We start from the raw sequence: 21,798 nt of genomic DNA, 5'->3' as shown, positions 1-21,798 counted from the left end.
AAATTTGGTGGTGGTGCATAGTAATGGTAGAGAGAGTGTGGGGGGATGGGGAGATGGGGGGATGGGGAGATGGGGAGATGGGGAGATGGGGAGATGGGGAGATTGAGAGATGGGGAGATGGGGAGATGGGGAGATGGGGAGATGGGGAGATTGGGGGATTGGGGGATTGGGAGTGTGGGAGAAATTAAAAAATATATATCTTCTACCATTACCATGCAGGACTACCCCAAAATTTTTTGTCTTGAGATAGTTCAACTTCTTCCAGTCTAATGTCTTGTATTGCACCTAATAAATCTATCATTGAAGTTAAGTAGCTTTTGGTAGCAGACACAGCGGAACGAACATTAATTCTATTCTTTTTTGTTTGGTTTTCCATAATTTAAATTCCTTGATACTAACTTTTCGTTATCTATATTAGCATCAATAATTCTCACAAGTAAAAAATTAGCGATCGCGACAGCGGAACGGAGTTCTATCGCCTACTTTATCTATGCCAATATTGACTGATTTTTTGGTTGAGGAATTTTTAGTTCTAATTCTTGAGTAGTTTCTATCCATTCTTGCATGAAATTTCTATAGCCATGAATCAAATAAACCACTACATATTTATATTAATAAAGATAATATTCCTAGCAAATTATGGTTATCTTCTGTATCTCTAGCTATAATACCAATTTGATAAATGTTTGCTACAAATAGCTAGAGTATTTCTTAGAATCCATAATTCAGAATCCATAATTCGTATGGGGATAGATTTAATACCATTTTTGATGTTGTAAATTATCTTTTTCGTCAAATAGACTTTATTTGAAAATTTATTTATGATTCTTATTATTCGTAACATTATTTTTTCAAAATGGTATAATATCATGTCCGGTAGCATCGGAGCGTGTATAAAATCAAGGTGACACTCTTGAGAAAACCTTCTGCCTCCTGCCTCCTGCCTCCTGCCTCCTGCCTTCGGACAACCATTGTCTAATTATTCAACCGGACATGATATAACATACTTCTTGAAAAAAAACTAAAAATTCCCCCTAAAAGGGGGAGACTTTAAACCCAATTTTATGGTACAACTACATTGGCTGAAAAAGCGGCGATCGAGTTACACCAAGACTATAATCTTTACTCAAAACTTTAGTGGAGATGCCTACTATTGCTAACTAATTAGGGTTTGCTGAAAAAGTCTTATGGGTGAGGGTAGGAGACAGGAGACAGGAGACAGGAGACAGGAGGAATGGGGAATTTAGAGCAGGTAGGAGTAAGAATTTTCCCAAGATTTTTCTGCCCAACTATGCGCCTAAAATACTAACTTTTTGAGCGTTTTAGACTTAAATAGGCGCACTTTTTTCGACAAAAAAAAGGCTAAAGTCTTTATACGTCAATGCTTTTAGATTTAATCAGCAAGCCCTAATTAAACCAAACTTTGAGCAGGTTTATAACTTTGAATGGCTTTCATATATTGCGCTCTTTCAAATTTACTCTCATCAGGACAATTAATTTGACTCATACTGCCACGCATTTGTGCTATTGATTCATATTCATGTTCTTCCATCCAATGAATTATCTCATTTTCGATAACTTGAATATGATTAATTCCATGACGCAATAAAGTACCCACTAGCTGAGTTACATTCGCACCTGCCATCATCATTTTAATAACATCTTGCCCTTTTTGTACGCCGCTTGTTGCTGCAAAATCAACTTCTAATCTACCGTACAACATAGCTATCCAACGCATAGGTAAACGCATTGCTTGTGGCGTACTTAATAACACATTAGTTACAACTTCTAGCTCTTCAATATTAATATCTGGTTGATAGAAACGGTTAAACAAAACTAATCCATTTACCCCTGCTTCTACTAACCTTTTCGACATATTTGCCATGTTACTAAAGAAGGGGCTAAGTTTAATTGCCACCGGAATATTTACCTCAGATTTAACAGCTTGCAGAATACTAATATAACTTTGTTCTACTTGTTCCCCAGTCATATCCATATTAGTAGGAATATTGTAGATATTTAACTCTAAAGCATCTGCACCAGCAGCCTCTAATTCTTTGGCATAATTAGTCCAGCCACCAATAGTTGAAGCATTTAAACTGGCAATAATGGGAATATTTACCATTTTTTTTGCTTCACTAATATGCTTTAAATATTCGGAAGCATCTATATGAAATATTTCTGGTTCTGGAAAGTAAGTTAGAGCTTCTGGGAAACTTTCTGTGCCGTATTCTAAATGATGTTGTAATTCCAAACGTTCTTCACGAAGTTGTTCTTCAAATAAAGAATGTAAAACTACTGCAGCAGCGCCAGCATCTTCCATCCGTTTGAGATTATCTAAGTCTTCGGTTAAAGGTGCAGCAGCTCCCACAACTAGAGGGGAACGCAATTGTAATCCTAAATAATTTGTCGTAATATCCATAATGTTTAAGTCAAAAATGATCAACTTTAATTTAATATTTGCTTGATAAACAGTTTTTGAGGCTACACAATGGAGCCAAATATCTCTTCAGAAAGTTCTTTTAACTCTTTGTTAGCAAGCACCTTTAACATAATTGGATGGTCTAAAAATGCTTGATAACGAGATAGCACATTCATGTTACTAGCTTTACCAGTATAATTAACTTTATCAAATGAACTCCCTTTTCCCACGTTAGGAACAGTATCAATTCCTGCATCGGTAAAAATTAATCCTAAAGCTTCAGTAATTTTCTGTCTGTAAGCTTTATTTACAAACCATTCATTGTAATTTATATTAATTCGATTTTTAAAATAATTAGATAACCCTAAATATTCTTTGGCGTGTTCTATCCATTTCTTGATTATAGCTTCTGGATTTCTGCTAAGTTTTCTACTTTCTTCTTTTTTAATTAGACTGGCAAAGTTGTTATATGGATCTCTGATAATTAAGAGGTCAAACCTACGTTGACTTTTTCCAATAAATTCTTCTCGTCTTTCTTCAAACCATGGCATCATAGCATCACTAATATCGTAATGTTCATAGCTATGAATAAGTAGTTTTTTAAGTGCATATTTTCTCAGTTTTTCCCTGTCTAAATTCAAAGAATTTCTACCATATAAATATTCTGTTTTACTATTCATCAAATATTTGACATATCTCTGCCACTTCCAGTTATCTTGATGATAAATTAGTGGATTTATTCCACCAATACTAGCTTTTGAAAAGCTTTTATAAGGGTCTTTATCTTGATATACATCGATATCATTTAAGTGAACAAAATTTCCATTACTTTGCCGGATAATCCAATTTATAATTGCATGATTACCACTACGGCGTAAACCAAAACAGCTAATATCTGTTGCATTTGTCAAATACATAATACTTTTGAATTAATGGCTTTCATTAATTGATAATGGATAATGGATAATTGATAATTACCTCTGGTTAAAACCGCTCTTGATTGAATATCAGGAGATATTATTTTTTCTCTTGGTTGATTGGATATGGTTAGGAAACCCATCCATCCCTCAACCGCTTTTTTCCCCTTAAAAGGGTAGGCTTTAAACCAGAATTGTTTAATTATTAATTATTAATAATTAATAATTCGGTAATAATATAGCAATATGATATTAGGGTGCATCTCATATTTGCAAAAATACTTTTTTCCTATATATTCCCTGTTCCCTGTTCCCTGTTCCCTGTTCCCTAAAAGCGATAAATTTTTGGCTTTATTCACGCATTGAGATGCACCCTGATATTAGTTGTGAGATATTGGAAACTTTTGTTTTAGGGAATAGGGAATAGGGAATAGGGAAGAAGAAAAAGCGAATACATAAGAAATAAGATAATATCATGTCCGGATAATAGCGTGATAAAAAACTTTCTCCTTCAACTCCAGTTATTCTTCTTCCAACTTCAGTCTTCCCTCCTGACTCCTGACTTCCCCTCCTGGGAGGGGCGAGGGGTGGGTTGACTCCTGACTCCTAAGTCGTTATTTATTTATAACTGTTCAACCGGACATGATATAACTGCTATATTCTATACTTCAAAGGAAAACCCCAATTCTCACATCTGATTCCTGATTGCTATATTAAATATGTGCTAATTGACTATGATTATATCATCTATTTTTTGATTGGTCAATGATTTTTGTTGTGTTGCGCACTGTAAGGGTAAACTGCCGTTTACCCCCTACCAAAGCTATAGTTTTATTGCTCGGAAACTATTACCGAATAATTAATAATTAATAATTAATAATTAGGGTTTGCTGATTAAATTTTCAAGCATTGACTGATATTGGTTTTAGCCGTTTTAGGTCTGGAAAAAGTACACCGAATAATTAATAATTAATAATTAATAATTAATAATTAATAATTAGGGTTTGCTGATTAAATTTTCAAGCATTGACTGATATTGGTTAGGACTTACGCATATACGCTATATATAGCGCTTAAAACTATTGTCTAATAGTACTTTAACTCTATAAATAGTGCCTTTGCGTAAGTCCTGAAGGTTTTAGCCGTTTTAGGTCTGGAAAAAGTACACCGAATAATTAATAATTAATAATTAATAATTAATAATTAATAATTAATAATTAATAATTAGGGTTTGCTGATTAAATTTTCAAGCATTGACTGATATTGGTTAGGACTTACGCATATACGCTATATATAGCGCTTAAAACTATTGTCCAATAGTACTTAAACCCTATAAATAGTGCCTTTGCGTAAGTCCTGAAGGTTTTAGCCGTTTTAGGTCTGGAAAAAGTACACCGAATAATTAATAATTAATAATTAATAATGAGGGTTTGCTGATTAAATTTTCAAGCATTGACTGATATTGGTTAGGACTTACGCATATATGCTATATATAGCGTTCAAAACTATTGTCCAATAGTACTTAAACCCTATAAATAGTGCCTTCGCGTAAGTCCTGATTTCCTTATATTCAATTCCGTAACGGTTTTAACCAGAGGTAATTATCAATTATCCATTATTAATTAATGAACGTTACCGAAAAATTGTGGTTTAAAGCCTCCCCTTTTAAGGGGATAATAAAGAAAAATTTTCATGAATTTGTCAATCCTCTTCTTTTCAAGGAGAGGTAATTATTCATTATTCATTATTCATTATTCATTGTTGAACATTGCCATGAGGAATTTCTAGTTGGCGAGCTGCCAAATATTCATACATCGCATAACGAGTATTGACATCTTCCTGCGCTTGTGCTAATAACTCTTTGGCATCAGCAGGTTTGCTCTTGGTTAGCATTTTGAACCTGTTCTCCTGATACATCGACTCACCTACAGGTTTCTTGGGCGATCGCATATCTAGTTGCAAAGGATTTTTTCCTTTTTGTACCAAGTCTGGGTTATACCGATACAACAACCATCGACCACTTTCCACAAGTGCTTTTTGATTACTCATTGCTGTCGTCATATTAATTCCATGAGCAATACAATGACTATAAGCAATAATTAAAGATGGTCCCTCATAAGCTTCAGCTTCCAAAAATGCTTTCAGGGTATGTTCGTCTCTCGCTCCCATGGCAACGCTGGCAACATAAACATTGCCGTAAGTCATTGCTATCAAACCTAAATCTTTCTTGCCTGATGGTTTTCCTCCTGCTGCAAATTTAGCAACTGCCGCACGAGGAGTCGCTTTGGAAGACTGACCGCCAGTATTAGAATAAACCTCCGTATCCATAACCAAAATATTCACATTTCGACCGCTAGCGATAACATGGTCTAAACCACCAAAACCAATATCATACGCCCAACCATCACCACCAACTATCCAAACAGATTTTTTTACCAAATAATCTGCTAAAGTCAGCAATTGCTTTGCTTCTGGCGAATCTACCCCTTGCAATTTTTCCTTGACTTGGGCGACTCGTTCCCGTTGTTCCCAAATATCAGCTTCAGATTTTTGGGAGGCGTTCAGAATGGCATCAACTAAATTATCTCCCACACTTCCCGCTACTTTTTGCAAAAGCTCCGCAGCAAACTGACTATGTTTGTCGAGAGACAGACGAAAACCTAAACCAAATTCAGCGTTATCCTCAAACAAACTATTTGACCAAGCGGGGCCGCGACCATCAGCATTTTTTGCCCAAGGAGTTGTAGGTAAGTTACCGCCGTAAATAGAAGAACATCCCGTAGCATTCGCCACAACCGAGCGATCGCCAAATAACTGACTGACTAATTTAATATAGGGAGTTTCGCCACAACCTGCACAAGCACCGGAAAATTCAAATAAAGGTTCTTGCCATTGTTGTTGACGGATACGGTCGAGATGGAGGGAGCGACGGTCGGGGTTAGGTAGACCCAAGAAGAAATCCCAATTTTCCCTTTCCTGTTCCCGCAATGGTAACTGAGCTTCCATATTTATTGCTTTGCGGGATGGCATAGATTTATTTTTCGCCGGGCAAATATCTACACACACACCACAACCAGTACAGTCTTCGGGCGCAACCTGGATAGTAAATTTCTGTCCGGCAAAATCTTTATCCTTGACATTTATAGATTTGAAAGTTGCCGGAGCATTATTTAACAAAGTCTCCTCATAAGCTTTACCACGGATAACCGAATGAGGACAAACCATAATACACTTACCGCATTGTACGCAAACATCGGGGTCCCAAGCTGGAATTTCTTGAGTAACATTACGTTTTTCCCATTGAGTTGTACCCGTGGGGTAAGTTCCATCACATGGTAAAGCGCTGACTGGTAGTTGGTCGCCTTCCCTAGAAATCATTTTGCCCAAGACATCCCGCACAAATTCTGGCGCTGTATCGGGAATGGGTGGTAAACGGTGGAGAGTACTACTAACTTCCGTAGGAATTTTCACTTCGTAGAGATTATCCAAAGTATTGTCAACAGCTTGTAAATTCATATTGACAATTTCCTGACCTTTTTTGCCATAAGTCTTTTGGATGTATTTTTTAATTTGAGCGATCGCCTCTTCTCTTGGCAAAACATTAGCTAAGGCAAAGAAACAGGTTTGCATTACTGTATTAATGCGTCCCCTCATCCCACTGTCACTAGCAACTTTATTGGCATTGATGACGTAGACTTTTAAATTCTTGCGGATAATTTGCTCTTGAATTTCTACAGGCAACTGTTGCCAAACTTCATCAGCACTGTAGGGACTATTCATCAGAAAAATAGAACCGTTAGCTGCGGAGGTCAGAACGTCTAATTTTTCTAGAAAACTCCATTGGTGACAACCGACAAAATTTGCTTGGTCGATGAGATAAGTGGAACGAATGGGGTTAGCACCGAAGCGGAGGTGGGAGACAGTAACAGCACCAGATTTTTTCGAGTCGTAGACAAAATAACCTTGAGCGTAGTTGTCAGTTTCTCCCCCAATAATTTTAATCGAGTTTTTATTCGCACCAACCGTACCATCGGAACCCAAACCATAAAACATTGCCCGCACAACATTATCTGGTTCGATAGAGAAACCTGCATCTAAAGGTAAGGATGTGTGAGAAAGGTCGTCATTAATACCGACAGTAAAATGATTTTTGGGTTTGTCAGCACTAAGGTTGTCAAAAACGCTCTTCACCATTGCCGGGTTAAACTCTTTAGAAGATAAACCATAACGACCGCCGACTACTTTTGGCATTGCGCCTGACCATTCTTCATTCAGAGCGGTAACTATATCTTGATACAGAGGTTCGCCACTTGCACCGGGTTCTTTTGTCCGGTCTAACACCGCAATTTTTTTCACAGTCTCCGGTAATGCTGCAACTAACCTTCTAGCATCGAATGGTCTATATAGTCTAACTTTCAATACTCCAACTTTTTCACCATTTGCGGTTAAGTAGTCTACAGTTTCGTGAACCGTTTCACAACCAGACCCCATCAGAATAATGAGGCGATCAGCATCAGCAGCACCATGATATTCAAAACATTGATATTGTCGCCCCGTCAGTTCGGCAAATTTATCCATTGCTTTCTGAACAATATCCGGAGTTGCCGTGTAAAAAGGGTTAACACTTTCCCTAGCTTGGAAATAAACATCCGGGTTTTGAGCAGTACCCCGTAAAACTGGTCGGTCAGGAGTCAAACCACGAGCGCGGTGAGCAAACACCAATTCATCATCGATCATTTCCCGCAAAACCATTTCTGGCAGAAGTTCAATTTTCTGTACTTCATGGGAAGTGCGGAAACCATCAAAGAAATGAATAAATGGCAGTCTCGCTTCTAAAGTTGTTGTTTGGGAAATAAGTGCCAAGTCGTGAGCTTCTTGTACCGAAGCAGAACACAACATCCCAAAACCAGTAGCACGAGCAGCCATCACATCACCGTGGTCGCCAAATATAGAGAGACCTTGAGCTGCCAGAGAACGAGCTGCAACATGAATCACACAACAAGTCAGTTCCCCAGCAATTTTATAAAGATTAGGAATCATTAATAATAATCCCTGAGATGCTGTGAATGTGGTAGTTAGAGAACCTGTCTGCAACGAACCATGTACTGCTCCGGCCGCCCCACCCTCACTCTGCATCTCAACCACACTGGGAACTGTACCCCAAATATTCGGCGTGCCTTGGGATGACCAAGCATCCGCCCATTCACCCATTGGAGAGGAGGGAGTGATGGGATAGATGGCAATGACCTCATTGAGTTTGTGGGCAACACGGGCAACTGCTTCATTACCGTCCAGTGTTGCAAAAGTTTTATCACTCATAAATATTCTCCTGTGGAAATTCTCTGATTATTTACTAATATTGTGGATTTGTTTAGTAGTCGATCGAATGGCCAAATGCTGAAATTCTACCTCTTTATTTACTTCTATAAATCTACATTTTTTTACCGAATAATTAAGGTTTAAAGCCTCTCCTTTAAAGGAGAAACAAGAAAATATTTTCCTTTTATTCAATCCTCTTCCTTTTAGGGAGAGGTAATTATCAATTATCAATTATCAATTGTCCATTATTGAACAAGCCAAACCTTTGTGTTTTACATCACAACAATCCTTTTTTTAAGAGATTTTATCAAAAATTTCTGTATAGTTTTATCCCTTATTCCTTAATTAAGTTAATCCTCTCAGCTATTGGTAGGCTGTGTTAGTAGTAGCGTAACGCACCACAGTGGGTAAGTCCTATTTATCAAAAATTTCTGTATTGTTTTATGCCTTATTCCTTGATTAAGTCAATCCTCTCAATTTATAAAATAGAGGCTTAAAAATCCTCATTCCCTTCTATGGAATAGATAAAGGAAGGTTAGATTTTTCAGGTCTATCGGTTTCATCAGATATTTCTCAAATAGCCTCTTACTTTTATTATCCGATCTATTTCTTCCTAATCGGACGATGACTTAAAATTTTTTTACAAAACTTGACTTTTGCACATAACAAAAACTTGAAAAAATAACTGCTAAATTAAAACTTTTTTCAATAAAACTTTTAAACTTTATTTAACAAGAATTTGTTGAATTTGTGCTAAAGCATCTGTAATTCCTTGGGATGTTTGTGAAGAAAAATTTTCCCCAAATTCAAAATTAACTGCGGGTATTAATATCCACCAACTCGGAGGCACATTTTTATAAACAAATTGACTAAGAGCAAGTAGCGATCGCGGCTCTCCAGTATGTCCTATATTCAAACCCTGACTCTCAAATCCCCCCCTTTCTAGAGTGTGGGGAGTGTGGGGAGAGGGGGGAGCGCAAAGTTGATGAGCCTGTAAACTTTGTTCAGAAGTTGCCGGATAAGCATCAACAAAAATTACTAATTCAGCTTGAGATATAGGTTCTGCCAATTCTGGAGTAAGTTGATGCACCGGGAGCGATCGCACATTGGGCAACTTCCACTCAGTAACCAACTCTGCCACCCGTTGACCAGCACCATCATCACTGCGGAGCGTATTACCGTAACCTATTACTAATATTTCAGTCATTATTGATCAGTATTTTTATGTTGGTGTAATTAAATTATAAGTGTTTCATCGAATACGATCTAAAATACTAAATACCAGTAGTTGAGCATTTTTGTAGCATTCCGTAGGAATTGCCATTTTCTCAATCGAGTTTTGTTTTCTGTAGAAAGATAGAGATAATTATCCATTATCCATTAATGAACCTTGGCCATAAAGTTTTATGTTTTTTTGCACTGTGTAGGTTAAAATTGTGATAAGCTAAAAATAATTTAGATTCTATATCCCATATCTCCCTGTTCCCTGTGAGAAAAATTGGATATATGGTTTAAATGCGAAACAGCTTCATAACCATAAATATAAGAATAAAAACTATTGTACAATGGTTGAACAAAAAATCATCGGCACTAGAGAAGCAGCTTATCTTTTAGGAATATCTGGTCAACGTCTTCGAGTTTTATTAGCTCAAGGTAGAGTCAAAGGTGCTTACAAAAAAAATGGCTTTTGGAAAATTCCTATTTATGGGTCTAAAGATGAAGATAATGAAATGCCAGTCATTTTTCCTGGCAGCAGGGGTCCGAAAGGTGTTTGGTGCAAGACCAAGCGCAGTAAACCAACGATGATTCATGTCAATCAGCACATAATTAAGCAAAATACGAAGAAATCACTGCCCAAATTGAAGCCAGTAGTTTCTTTGAAGCAGGGCGATCTTAACTACTATGGTTATCAGCTGGAAATTCAAGGTCCTTGTCGAATTGTTTATCGGCCTCACGACCCGACTAGCTGTGGCGCTCATTTGTGGATTGATACTTATAGTCCAGTGCAATTTGTAGATACGAAATTTAATCCGGTTAGTGCTAGGCGAGCCTATAAATATATATAGATATGTAGTTTTTGCCAGATACAGTGACGGAACTTGAAACCCAGAGAGAAAAAGAAATGCTGAAAAGCTGACTTTTGATTACTGGGCATTAATTGCCATGACTGAAATATCTGTAATTTATTATCCTTATCGTCTTCAGTTTTTCTTCTTCCCAATTTCGGGCTGTTTCCGTGTCTAGTATTTCAAATTCTCAAATCAAGAAAACTCGTAAAAATTAATATTTGTAGATTGAGTTGAGGTAAAGAAAGTCAACTCTAATATCATGTCCGGTTGAACAGTGATAAATAAATAACTACGGAGGAGTCAGTCCTCAGTCCTCAGGAGTCAGGAGGAAAGAGGGAAGAAAGAAGAAGAACTGGAGTTGAAGGAGAAAGTTTTTTTATCACTAATTATCCGGACATGATATAAGCAGCTTATACCAATTTCATAAAATATTTCTTGCTACAATGTTTTGGTTTTGTGGCGAGTATCTAGAGATTAATAATGTAACTACCTTTTTTAAATTTAGTATTATTTGTTGGGTTTATCCGTAGGATAAGCTTTCCAACGGAGATGCTGCGCAAACCCTGACAGTTTGTTCTATTCAATCTACTTTTATTCCAATTAATTAATGTCACCTTCAGATAAATAGACTAGAACTTGAGCGTCTCTTTTTTTGCGCGATCGCTACATTTGTCAAAGGAAACTATAGGAGGTTGAATAGAAAAGTAGAAGTACCTTAAAACAAGAGGTGGCAATACAATTTTTTAATACTGATAATTGGTATTTGAGCGATCGGCAATAAATGGGTTATAAAAAACTGATAACTGATAAGGCGACTGAAACGATCGCCTTCATTAATTAACAAATTCCAAGCTATCACCGTTTCATTATTTTGACGAGCGAAACGCTTTTTCCCCAGAGTTCCAGCAACAGTTTCCAGCATAACGTTTTTATTTTCACCATAGAGATAATGACCTGGTATCCGAAACTTTTGATTTTCTGCTTCGGATAAACTTATTAGCTTGAAAAGTGGCACATTTAGCTTTTCAACTCCCAACACTGCTAAATCAAAACCCTTAATGTCTCCTGTTGCAACAACTTCTGCCGGAATATTATTAACCAATACATTTTCTTCACCGCCCACATCCTCAACAACATGAGCGCAGGTTAGCAAATAAGTATAATTATCTGCTCGATAAAAAGCAAATCCAGTTCCAATAACATTTGCTTTGAAAGAGTTGTCACTAGCACTGGTAATTAAAACTATAGATTCTTCTAGGGGTAGACTCATTTAACTCTAATAGATATATTGGCTATGGATATATTTAAGGAAATACTGAATATTATAAATTATTGAACAGTAATAGAGTTTTTACTCATTAAACTAGCTAGGATATCGTCTATTTCTAAATCATCATAGTCTTCAAGAATTTCCTCAATAGTCATGCCACTACTAAGCAATTCTAGTATAAATTCTACTGGATAACGCAATCCCCGGAGGCAGGGTTTACCGTGACAGATGTTTGGGTCGATAGTGATTCTTTCTAGGAGTTTTTTATTGCTCATTTCTTTTATTGTTAGTTAGTTGAAACTATAAACCAAAATCTCCTTTGTAGGAATGAGTATATTTGAGCATTACATGATAATATGATAGTTTAACATGAAAAGAGACTCTTAGACAAAGTTCAGGAAATTTACCTTTGAGTAGTAAAATTCGTAGGCCGAATATTGAAAGAAGGGAGTTATAATCTGAAATGATAAATATTTCTTTATGCACAGTTGAAAATTTAGTACAACATCAAAAGTTAGCAGAAATTCTGACCAGTGTGAAGCAGGAATTTCAACAAATTTATCAAGATAATTTAACTAATTTAGTTTTATTTGGCTTTCAAGCAAGAGGAGACGCAAAACCTGACTCAGATATTGATGTTTTAGTAGTTTTAAAAGAAAAGACTACTCTGGATAATAGGCTTCAAAAAATCATTGAGCTTATTTCCGATATATGTATCGAATATGGGGTGTTAGTAAGTTGTGTTTATGTGAGTGAATATCAATTTCAACAAGAGAAAAGTCCCTTATTATTGAATATTCATCAAGAAGGTATTTTCCTGTGAACATTGAACAACAACAATTATTACAAAAAGCTAGGGATAGTTTACAAGCTGCTCAACTTTTAGTTGATAATAACTTAGCTGCTTTTGCTGCTGCGAGGGCTTACTATAGTATGTTTTATATTGTGGAGGCTTTTTTATTAGGAGAAGGATTAACATTTTCCAGTCATTCTGCTGTTATTTCTGCTTTTGGCCGAGAATTTGCCAGGACAAAACGTTTACCTGTAGAATATCATCGCTATTTAATTAATGCTCAAGAAAAACGCACAGAAGCAGATTATAATCTTAATCCTAATATTACAATAGAACAGGCTCAAGATATTATTAATGAAGCTGAATAGATGCTTTATTTTGCTCAAAAAAATATTTATTTAATATAATTAAATTGAGGTTATGTAGTTATGAATATCATCTTAAGCCCAAAACAAGAAAAGTTTATTCAATCTCAAATTGCTAAGGGAAAATACACCAAAATCGAGGAAGTTATTGACTCAGCTTTAAAGTTGTTAGAAAAATAAGATTATGAACAATGGCTTTAAGAATTCTGAATTCTGAATTCTGAATTCTGAAGTTAATTTCTTGCTGTAACTATGTTTGAGAATTTAAGAATGTCTGCACCAGTAATACCGACTTCTATAAACATAGTTTTTCTCAAGCAACTATTCGCGATTTAGATAAAATTTCTAGTTCTTTTGCTAAGGTCAGTATAGAAGTAGGCGATCGCTTTGTTCAACGTTTTGCTGATACAACAGATTCAAAATATATGAAGTTCAGATATTAACAATTCAATGTGGATTTGTTGCATGAAAGTATATAGCTGCGACTAGACTCCCGATATGTACTTCATAATGCGCGGAAACTGCTGTAAGTATTGGACAATAGATAAATCAAACATCCATCTCCTGAAATTCACCGATCGCTTCATCTGATTGTATATAAATAAAAATAACTATTGGACAATAGATAAATCAGACATCTATCTGCCTCAACTGAGCGATCGCTTCCTCTGATTGTATATAAATAAAAATAACTATTGGACAATAGATAAATCAAACATCTATCTGCCTCAACTGAGCGATCGCTTGACTCTAACTATATCTAAACTCAAGATAACTATTGGACAATAGATAAATCAAACATCTATCTGCCTCAACTGAGCGATCGCTTGACTCTAACTATATCTAAACTCAAGATAACTATTGGACAATAGATAAATCAAACATCTATCTGCCTCAACTGAGCGATCGCTTCATCTGACTGTATATAAATAAAAATAACTATTGGACAATAGATAAATCAAACATCTATCTTCTGAAACTCAGTGATCGCTTCCTCTGATTGTATATAAATAAAAATAACTATTGGACAATAGATAAATCAAACATCTATCTTCTGAAACTCAGTGATCGCTTCCTCTGACTATATCTAAACTCAAGATAACTATTGGACAATAGATAAATCAGACATCTATCTGCCTCAACTGAGCGATCGCTTCCTCTGATTGTATATAAATAAAAATAACTATTGGACAATAGATAAATCAGACATCTATCTGCCTCAACTGAGCGATCGCTTCCTCTGATTGTATATAAATAAAAATAACTATTGGACAATAGATAAATCAGACATCTATCTGCCTCAACTGAGCGATCGCTTCCTCTGATTGTATATAAATAAAAATAACTATTGGACAATAGATAAATCAAACATCTATCTGCCTCAACTGAGCGATCGCTTCATCTGATTGTATATAAATAAAAATAACTATTGGACAATAGATAAATCAGACATCTATCTGCCTCAACTGAGCGATCGCTTCATCTGATTGTATATAAATAAAAATAACTATTGGACAATAGTTAAATCAAACATCTATCTCCCTCAACTCAGCGATCGCTTCATCTGATTGTATATAAATCAGGACTTACGCATGGACGCTATTGGTAGGGTGTGTTAGCGCTAGCGTAACTGAGCAGCACTCTATATATAGTACCTTTGCGTAAGTCCTGTAAATAAAAATAACTATTGGACAATAGTTAAATCAAACATCTATCTCCTGAAACTGAGCGATCGCTTCCTGTGACTATATCTAAACTCAAGATAACTATTGGACAATAGTTAAATCAAACATCTATCTCCTGAAACTGAGCGATCGCTTAACTGTGACTGTATCTAAACTCAAGATAACTATTGGACAATAGATAAATTAAACATCCATCTCCCGAAAGTTAGCGATCGCTTGACTCTAACTGTATCTAAACTCAAGATAACTATTGGACAATAAATAAATCAAACATCTATCTCCTTCAAATCAGCGATCGCTTCCTGTGACTATATCTAAACTCAAGATAACTATTGGACAATAGATAAATCAAACATCTATCTCCTTCAAATCAGCGATCGCTTCCTGTGACTATATCTAAACTCAAGATAACTATTGGACAATAGTCTTATACTATCGGTTTTTTTATTCCTCCTGTTGCCAGATGAGCTGTTGCCTGTTGCCTGCGTACAGCGCTATAAGTGTAGAAATTTAATTAAGTCTTAGATTTTCTCAATATTTTCTTACCAATAAAATCTTGAAAATAAAGTATCAAAAACAACAAAAAAATATCAAAAAACCAACAATTAATCAATAATTAAAAATTTCATAAAATATACAAAATCATCATTATCTATCCTTTATAATTTCATAAAGGTTGAAATAGGGTGCGACAAATTCTATCGTGAATTCCATCTCAACCTCATATAACAGAGAGGAGAATCAGGACAGAATGATAAATCTACTGTGGCTTCAAGGTGGAGCTTGTTCTGGCAATACCATATCATTTCTCAATGCTGAAGAACCAAATATTTGTGACTTAATTACAGACTTCGGCATTAATGTACTTTGGCATCCTTCTTTAGGATTTGAACTTGGTACAAACGTTCAACAATTATTAAAAGATTGTATTTCGGGAACAATACATTTAGATATATTAGTATACGAAGGAACAATAATTAACGCTCCCAATGGTACGGGAGAATGGAACCGTTTTGCCGATCGCCCGATGAAAGATTGGGTAAAAGAATTATCGGAAGTTGCTGGTTTCGTGGTCGCGGTGGGAGACTGCGCTACTTATGGCGGTATTCCAGCAATGGCACCAAACCCCAGTGAGTCTGAAGGTTTGCAATTTCTCAAACGGAAAAAAGGCGGATTTTTAGGAGAAGATTTCAAAAGTAAAGCTGGATATCCTGTTATCAATATTCCCGGTTGCCCCGCGCACCCAGATTGGATTTCCCAAATATTAGTAGCAGTTGCCACTGGTAGACTTGATGACATTACCTTAGACGAATTTCACCGCCCCGAAACATTTTTCAAAAGCTTCACTCAAACGGGTTGTACTCGCAACGTTCATTTTGCTTACAAAGCTTCAACCTCAGATTTTGGGCAGCGTCAAGGATGTCTATTCTATGATTTGGGTTGTCGCGGACCGATGACTCACTCTCCCTGTAACCGCATTTTATGGAACCGAGTTTCGTCTAAGACTCGCGCGGGAATGCCATGTTTAGGTTGTACGGAACCAGAATTTCCATTCCATGACCTCGCACCGGGAACAGTATTTAAGACTCAAACAGTAATGGGAGTTCCCAAAGAATTACCAACGGGAGTTAACCGTAAAGATTATGCTTTGCTGACTATGGTTGCGAAAGATTCAATTCCAAAATGGGCAGAGGAAGATTTCTTTACAGTTTAAAAGTAGGTTGGGTTGAGGGCGGCTCACACGGATTATGGCACGGATGTACGGATTAATTAAGAGTAGTGGATTGTTTCATCTAAAAATGTGCATTAGGGAGTAGGGGAGTGGGGGAGTAGGGGAGTAGGGGAGAAAGATTGCTGTTGGGTTTATCCTAACGGATAATATCATGTCCGGACAATTAGTGATAAAAAAACTTTCTCCTTCAACTCCAGTTCTTCTTCTTCCTTCTTCCTTCTTCTTTCTTCTTTCTTCCCTCCTGACTCCTGACTCCTGACTCCTCTGTCGTTATTTATTTATAACTGTTCAACCGGACATGATATAAGCTGGCGCTAACGGGGGGTCTCAACCCAACCTAGACTTATTGCACCATTTAAGGTGTGTCAGTCTACTACACAAGCTGATAACTAGACATCTCCAGAAAATAAATCTTTTAATTAGAGCAGGCTAAGGATACGAAAAATTCACCCTAAAAAATCCTTTTTCGTGCCTTTTTCGTAAAAATATCTTACCTGTTGCCTGTTGCCTGTTGCCTACTCCTGCAAAAAATCTATATCTTTTTCGGAGATGTCTACTGATAACTGATAACTGAATAATAACTAAAATAATGGTTCAAACTAAAGTACAAACATTAGACATTTCTCCCGTGGGGCGCGTTGAAGGCGACCTAGATGTAAGAGTTGATATTCAAGACGGATATGTAACCAACGCTTGGACTCAAGCACAAATGTTCCGAGGTTTTGAAGTCATTCTCAAAGGCAAAGATCCTAAAGCTGGTCTCATCGTCACCCCCAGAATCTGCGGAATTTGCGGTGCTTCTCACCTCACCTGTGCTTCCTGGGCGTTAGATACAGCTTGGCAAACAGAAGTACCCCGGAACGCTATCCTTGCTCGTAACCTCGGTCAACTTGTAGAAACACTCCAAAGTCATCCGCGCTTCTTTTACGGTTTATACGCGATCGACTTAACTAACAAAAAATACCAAAATAGTCCTTTCTACGAAGAAGCTTGTAAGCGTTTCGCAGCATTCACAGGTACATCCTACGAACCAGGTATTACTGTTGCATCCAAACCCGTAGAAATATACGCTCTATTCGGCGGTCAATGGCCTCACTCTAGTTTCATGGTTCCCGGTGGTGTCATGTGCGCTCCCACTCTCACCGATGTTACCCGCGCCTGGGCAATGTTGGAATATTACCGCACTAACTGGTTAGAACCGATATGGTTGGGTTGTTCCATTGATAGGTTTGAACAAATTCAAACTTATGAAGATTTCATGGAATGGTTGGATGAAAATCCTAATCATGCTAGTTCTGACCTGGGTTTCTATTGGCGCATGGGTCTGAATATTGGTTTGGATAAAATTGGTGCGGGTGTTGGTAAATATATGAGTTGGGGATATTTGCCTCACGAAGATAAGTATCAACGTCCGACTATTGAAGGTCGTAATGCTGCGATGATTATGAAAAGTGGTGTCTACGATAGCGCTACAGATATTCATCAATTGATGGAGCATACTTTTACGCGGGAGAATACTGCCCACGCTTGGTACAACGAGGGTGATGGAGATGTACATCCTTTTGACCGGACTACTGTACCTATTCCTAATAATGATATTGACTTTGATGGTGCTTATTCTTGGTCAACTGCTGTATCTCACCAAGATTTAGGTCGGATGGAAGTTGGTGCTTTGGCGCGGGAGTTGATATCAGGTGGCGACCATGGGGAAAGTTGGCAGCAGAAAGATGGCTTGGTTTTGGATACGTTCAAGAAAATGGGCGGACCGAACGTACATTTGCGCGTCTTTGCCAGAATGCACGAATTAACTAAGTTGTACCGTGAAACAGAACGTTGTTTGCGGGAGTTTAAGTTGCGCGATCCTTGGTATATTAAGCCTGAAGAAAAAGACGGTCGTGGTTGGGGTGCGACTAATGCTAGTCGTGGTTCCCTCTGTCATTGGGTGGAAATAGAAGGCGGCAAGATTAAGAATTATCAGGTTATTGCGCCGACTACTTGGAATGTGGGACCCCGTGATGGTGAAGGTGTGCGCGGACCTATTGAGGAGGCGTTAGTAGGTATTCCTATTGCTGATGTGAATGACCCCGTGGAAGTCGGTCATGTTGCTCGGTCTTTTGATTCTTGTTTGGTGTGTACTGTTCATGCTCACGATGCTAAGACTGGGGAAGAGTTGGCAAGGTTTAGGACTTCATAAATTAGTCAGCTAGTAGGGTGGGTTAGCGTCAGCGTAACCCACCGAAGCATTGTAAATTTGCGGTGCGTTACACTTTCCTGCGGAATGCTGCGCAAACGTTAACACACCCTACTGGACTACTTAACTATAAATTATAGATGTACAATAATAGAATTTTTACTCATTTCTACTAGGGAATTTGCTTCAAGTAGCTGAACTAACTGAGGCAAGTTATTTATAAACAACGTCATCAGTTCATTATTAGAGATATTACTGAATAATTAATAATTAATAATTAATAATTAAATAATTCAGGTTTAAAACCTCCCCTTTTAAGGGGAAAAAAGAAATAATATTTCCTTATATTCAATCAAGGACGGTTTTAACCAGAGGTAATTATCCATTATTTATTATCCATTATCCATTATCCATTATCCATTAATGAACAGTGTTAACTAACAACACCTTATAAGGTTCTTGACGAATCAGAAAAGAATCAAAAAAATCGTGGTCTTTAGTAATATAGCTATAAGCATTCAGCATTCAGCTATCAGCTAGAGTCAAAGCTTTTTACTGTAATGTTTTGAAGTTTCTTAGTTATCCTAATCTTAATGCGTAGTGCTTAAAAATTCGATTTTCTAGCATAGAAAGAGAATTAATTTCTGTATCTGGAGTAGCATTTTGAAGGGGTAATACCAGATTTATAAATGTTTGCTACAAATATCTAGGGTATTTCTTAGGAGTCAGGAGTCAGGAGTCAGGAGTCAGAATGGATGGCTTTAATACCATTTTTTAGGGCGTAAATTATCTTTTTTGTCAAAGGGACATCTCATGTAAAGTCTTTTTATTGCTCTTACTATTCGTAACATTCTTTTTTCAAATTGGTATAAATCTTTTGTGTGAATAGCATCGTAACCTGCATATTGGAGAAAAACTGCGAGACGCACTGGCAGTTGTGCATCAACTAAGAACTTCATGGCACTATCCTATAAATACTTTTTACTTGAGTTAAGCGAGCAGCAAACTGTAAAGTGGCGAGAATATCGTCTCTTTCTAAATCATCGTAGTCTTCAAGAATTTCCTCAATAGTCATGCCACTACTCAGTAATTCTAGTATAAATTCTACTGGATAACGCAATCCCCGGAGGCAGGGTTTCCCGTGACAGATATTCGGGTCGATAGTGATTCTTTCTAGGAGTTGGCGATCGCTCATTTGTCTTTTATTGTTAGTTTGATAGGAGTTTGGTCTCCAAACCCTTGCAATTTGGTCTCCAAACCCGGACAATATTGAATTGTACCAATACTACCAGATTTTATATGAAATATAGCAATTTACGATCCCCCTAAATCCCCCTTGAAAAGGGGGACTTTGAAGTTCCCCCCTTCTTAAGGGGGGTTAGGGGGGATCGAATATCTTTACCTAGCAGATTAAAGAATTGCTATAGCTAGTTTATTCTTAACTTCTGCTATTATAGATAAACAATCCTTTTTTTGGAGCATAATTATTGATGGAAACACTCTTATTAAGTTATGAAGAAGTTGCGAAGATTGCTAAACAGCTTTATCAAAATAGCATCCGCGCTGCTGTTGAAATACCAGAGAATATAGGTAAAATGGTGATTATTGATATTGAAACGGGAGATTATTCTGTTGATAAAGATGGTTTAAAAGCAGCAGATTATCTCTATGAGAAAAATCCACTAGCTAGATTATTTGGCATTCGTATTGGATATAATGTGGCTGCATCTTTTAGTGGTTTCATGGAGCGTGTTAGCGAGTGATTTCTGGTATTGTTAATAATGGATATCCTACAGTATCAATAACATTCCGTCTCCCCGATCGTCCTGATTTTTCGATTCAGTTTGTGGTTGATACTGGATTTACAGATGAACTATGCTTACCAAGTGAAGTTGTTGCTTTGTTATATCATGTCCGAATAATTAGTGATGAAAAAACTTATCAAGAGTGCTTAAACAGTAAATCTTTCTATTTTTCCTACTCCCCTACTCCCCACTCCCCCGCTCCCCTACTATTTTAATAATAAGTATTCAACCGGACATGATATTAGGCTTACCTTTTAGGTTTGCTATGCCTGCCAATTTAGCTGATAATACAGAAGTTATCTTACCGCTTTATGAAGCGATCGTTCTCTGGAATGGTGAAGAAAGGGCAGTTCGAGTTCTGGGAACTGGGAGACGACGTTTATTGGGAACGGCGATGTTAGAAGAAGCTGAACTGGTAATTCAGTTTACTGAAGGTGGGTTGGTAACTATTGAAGACTTATGAGAAAGAAGAAGATAGAATCCTATGTGAGGTCAACTCAATGATTTGTCAAATTTCTTGAGATAGTCTTGATGATCGATTTACAAATCATCAGCTTTTTTAATCCTTAGTTTCTTTAATAAAATGACACTAACAGAATCTAAAAAAAATTTCGACGTGCTTTAGCGCAACTCAAAAGAAAGAGAAAAAAAGAGTAAAGGGAAAAAGAGGAAAAGAGCAAAGGGGAAGAATCCTAGGAACGAAAGGCAGAAACTACCAGACCAGACCAGACAATCCGAAAACCCCAATTGAAGTCGTGGAAGTCGGCATCGTAATAGAAACGCCTGGCACTCCGGCAATACCTAGAATAGCTGCCCCAGCCGCCGCCACGGAGCATTCGTAATCGACTATCTCCTTCAGTTTCCCAAGTACTACCATCAGTAGGCGCACCTTCGTGGTTATCATGCCAAACATCCTGACACCATTCCAAGACATTCCCGTGCATATCGTATAAACCAAAAGCATTAGGAGGAAAACTTCTTACATCTGTTGTTTCTTGGCGATATTTTCCTTTGGGAGCATTGCTATAAGGATAACTACCGTTACAGTTCACTAACTCAGACGTTATAGTTTCTCCAAAATAAAATGGTGTGGTTGTTCCAGCACGACAAGCATATTCCCACTGATTTTCACTTGGCAGTCTGTAAGTTTTTCCCGTTTTTTGGGATAGTTTTTGACAAAATTCTGTTGCATCGTACCACGACACACATTCTACTGGGCGATTCTCTCCT

Annotated in this window: 21 protein-coding genes; 10 read left to right on the top strand and 11 right to left on the bottom strand. The window is 37.2% G+C overall.

What is annotated here, in order from left to right:
* Positions 1–53: 53 nt before the first annotated feature.
* Positions 54–188: a hypothetical protein gene (locus F6K54_RS19195; RefSeq protein WP_293080537.1), complete on the top strand. Its 135-nt coding sequence runs from the start codon at positions 54–56 to the stop codon at positions 186–188.
* A 20-nt stretch (positions 189–208) separates the two neighbouring features.
* Here F6K54_RS19195 and F6K54_RS19190 read toward each other — a convergent pair whose 3' ends face one another.
* The 5 genes from F6K54_RS19190 to F6K54_RS19170 all read right to left on the bottom strand — a co-directional run bounded on the left by F6K54_RS19190 (position 209) and on the right by F6K54_RS19170 (position 9,865).
* Positions 209–376, bottom strand: a complete 168-nt coding sequence (locus F6K54_RS19190) for a hypothetical protein (protein ID WP_293080535.1) — start codon at positions 374–376, stop codon at positions 209–211.
* Between the two features lie 1,035 nt (positions 377–1,411).
* Positions 1,412–2,422: a dihydroorotate dehydrogenase-like protein gene (locus tag F6K54_RS19185; RefSeq protein WP_293080532.1), complete on the bottom strand. Its 1,011-nt coding sequence runs from the start codon at positions 2,420–2,422 to the stop codon at positions 1,412–1,414.
* 62 nt (positions 2,423–2,484) lie between these two features.
* On the bottom strand, positions 2,485–3,339 hold the full coding sequence (locus F6K54_RS19180; protein ID WP_293080529.1) for a hypothetical protein: 855 nt from the start codon (positions 3,337–3,339) through the stop codon (positions 2,485–2,487).
* Between the two features lie 1,755 nt (positions 3,340–5,094).
* Entirely contained in the window at positions 5,095–8,658 is a 3,564-nt protein-coding gene (gene nifJ / locus F6K54_RS19175) for a pyruvate:ferredoxin (flavodoxin) oxidoreductase (protein ID WP_293080527.1), read from the bottom strand.
* Between the two features lie 724 nt (positions 8,659–9,382).
* Positions 9,383–9,865, bottom strand: a complete 483-nt coding sequence (locus F6K54_RS19170; RefSeq protein ID WP_293080524.1) for a hydrogenase maturation protease — start codon at positions 9,863–9,865, stop codon at positions 9,383–9,385.
* 358 nt (positions 9,866–10,223) lie between these two features.
* Here F6K54_RS19170 and F6K54_RS19165 point away from each other — a divergent pair, with 358 nt between their 5' ends.
* Entirely contained in the window at positions 10,224–10,724 is a 501-nt protein-coding gene (locus tag F6K54_RS19165; protein ID WP_293080522.1) for a hypothetical protein, read from the top strand.
* A 718-nt stretch (positions 10,725–11,442) separates the two neighbouring features.
* On the opposite strand, the gene F6K54_RS19160 is transcribed toward F6K54_RS19165, so the two are convergent.
* Positions 11,443–11,997, bottom strand: a complete 555-nt coding sequence (locus tag F6K54_RS19160) for a hypothetical protein (protein WP_293080519.1) — start codon at positions 11,995–11,997, stop codon at positions 11,443–11,445.
* Positions 11,998–12,056: 59 nt separating this feature from the next.
* On the bottom strand, positions 12,057–12,272 hold the full coding sequence (locus tag F6K54_RS19155) for a DUF433 domain-containing protein (RefSeq protein WP_293080517.1): 216 nt from the start codon (positions 12,270–12,272) through the stop codon (positions 12,057–12,059).
* A gap of 188 nt (positions 12,273–12,460) precedes the next feature.
* Between F6K54_RS19155 and F6K54_RS19150 the strand changes: the two genes are divergently transcribed.
* Genes F6K54_RS19150 through F6K54_RS19140 form a run of 3 tightly spaced genes read left to right on the top strand, consistent with a single transcriptional unit; the run spans position 12,461 to position 13,335 of the window.
* Positions 12,461–12,820: a nucleotidyltransferase family protein gene (locus F6K54_RS19150; RefSeq protein WP_293080514.1), complete on the top strand. Its 360-nt coding sequence runs from the start codon at positions 12,461–12,463 to the stop codon at positions 12,818–12,820.
* Complete coding sequence (locus tag F6K54_RS19145) at positions 12,817–13,158, top strand: HEPN domain-containing protein (protein ID WP_293080511.1); 342 nt, start codon at positions 12,817–12,819, stop codon at positions 13,156–13,158. Before F6K54_RS19150 ends, F6K54_RS19145 begins: the two co-directional genes overlap by 4 nt.
* Before the next feature lie 60 nt (positions 13,159–13,218).
* The gene (locus tag F6K54_RS19140; protein WP_293080509.1) at positions 13,219–13,335 is read left to right on the top strand and encodes a type II toxin-antitoxin system ParD family antitoxin; all 117 of its coding nucleotides are present in this window, start codon (positions 13,219–13,221) and stop codon (positions 13,333–13,335) included.
* Positions 13,336–14,202: 867 nt separating this feature from the next.
* Here F6K54_RS19140 and F6K54_RS19135 read toward each other — a convergent pair.
* On the bottom strand, positions 14,203–14,511 hold the full coding sequence (locus tag F6K54_RS19135; protein ID WP_293080506.1) for a hypothetical protein: 309 nt from the start codon (positions 14,509–14,511) through the stop codon (positions 14,203–14,205).
* Between the two features lie 1,080 nt (positions 14,512–15,591).
* Between F6K54_RS19135 and F6K54_RS19130 the strand changes: the two genes are divergently transcribed.
* Together F6K54_RS19130 and F6K54_RS19125 are read left to right on the top strand one after the other, a co-directional pair.
* Positions 15,592–16,554: a hydrogenase small subunit gene (locus F6K54_RS19130; RefSeq protein ID WP_293080504.1), complete on the top strand. Its 963-nt coding sequence runs from the start codon at positions 15,592–15,594 to the stop codon at positions 16,552–16,554.
* A gap of 607 nt (positions 16,555–17,161) precedes the next feature.
* On the top strand, positions 17,162–18,766 hold the full coding sequence (locus tag F6K54_RS19125) for a nickel-dependent hydrogenase large subunit (RefSeq protein WP_293080501.1): 1,605 nt from the start codon (positions 17,162–17,164) through the stop codon (positions 18,764–18,766).
* Between the two features lie 758 nt (positions 18,767–19,524).
* Here F6K54_RS19125 and F6K54_RS19120 read toward each other — a convergent pair.
* Positions 19,525–19,722 carry a hypothetical protein gene (locus F6K54_RS19120; RefSeq protein ID WP_293080498.1) on the bottom strand — a complete coding sequence of 66 codons (198 nt, stop codon included), beginning with the start codon at positions 19,720–19,722 and terminating at the stop codon, positions 19,525–19,527.
* Positions 19,719–19,958, bottom strand: coding sequence for a DUF433 domain-containing protein (locus F6K54_RS19115; protein ID WP_293080540.1), 240 nt, complete (start codon positions 19,956–19,958; stop codon positions 19,719–19,721). Before F6K54_RS19115 ends, F6K54_RS19120 begins: the two co-directional genes overlap by 4 nt.
* A 295-nt stretch (positions 19,959–20,253) precedes the next feature.
* On the opposite strand from F6K54_RS19115, the gene F6K54_RS19110 reads away from it, so the two are divergent.
* From F6K54_RS19110 to F6K54_RS19100, 3 genes are read left to right on the top strand one after another with little or no spacing between them, the layout of a single operon-like run.
* Positions 20,254–20,526 carry a hypothetical protein gene (locus tag F6K54_RS19110; protein ID WP_293080496.1) on the top strand — a complete coding sequence of 91 codons (273 nt, stop codon included), beginning with the start codon at positions 20,254–20,256 and terminating at the stop codon, positions 20,524–20,526.
* Positions 20,523–20,783, top strand: a complete 261-nt coding sequence (locus F6K54_RS19105; protein WP_293080493.1) for a hypothetical protein — start codon at positions 20,523–20,525, stop codon at positions 20,781–20,783. The genes F6K54_RS19110 and F6K54_RS19105 overlap by 4 nt, the downstream gene beginning before the upstream one ends.
* 20 nt (positions 20,784–20,803) lie before the next feature.
* Positions 20,804–21,031, top strand: coding sequence for a hypothetical protein (locus F6K54_RS19100; protein ID WP_293080491.1), 228 nt, complete (start codon positions 20,804–20,806; stop codon positions 21,029–21,031).
* Positions 21,032–21,260: 229 nt separating this feature from the next.
* Here the strand turns inward: F6K54_RS19100 and F6K54_RS19095 are convergent.
* A partial coding sequence (locus F6K54_RS19095; RefSeq protein WP_293080489.1) for a formylglycine-generating enzyme family protein occupies positions 21,261–21,798 on the bottom strand: 538 nt, incomplete at its 5' end.

Origin of the sequence: Okeania sp. SIO3B5 (genome assembly GCF_010692555.1) — a bacterium.
Classification (GTDB): Bacteria; Cyanobacteriota; Cyanobacteriia; order Cyanobacteriales; family Microcoleaceae; genus Okeania.
The sequence above is the reverse complement of the archived record's forward strand: the minus strand, read 5'-3'. Positions and strand labels throughout refer to the sequence as shown.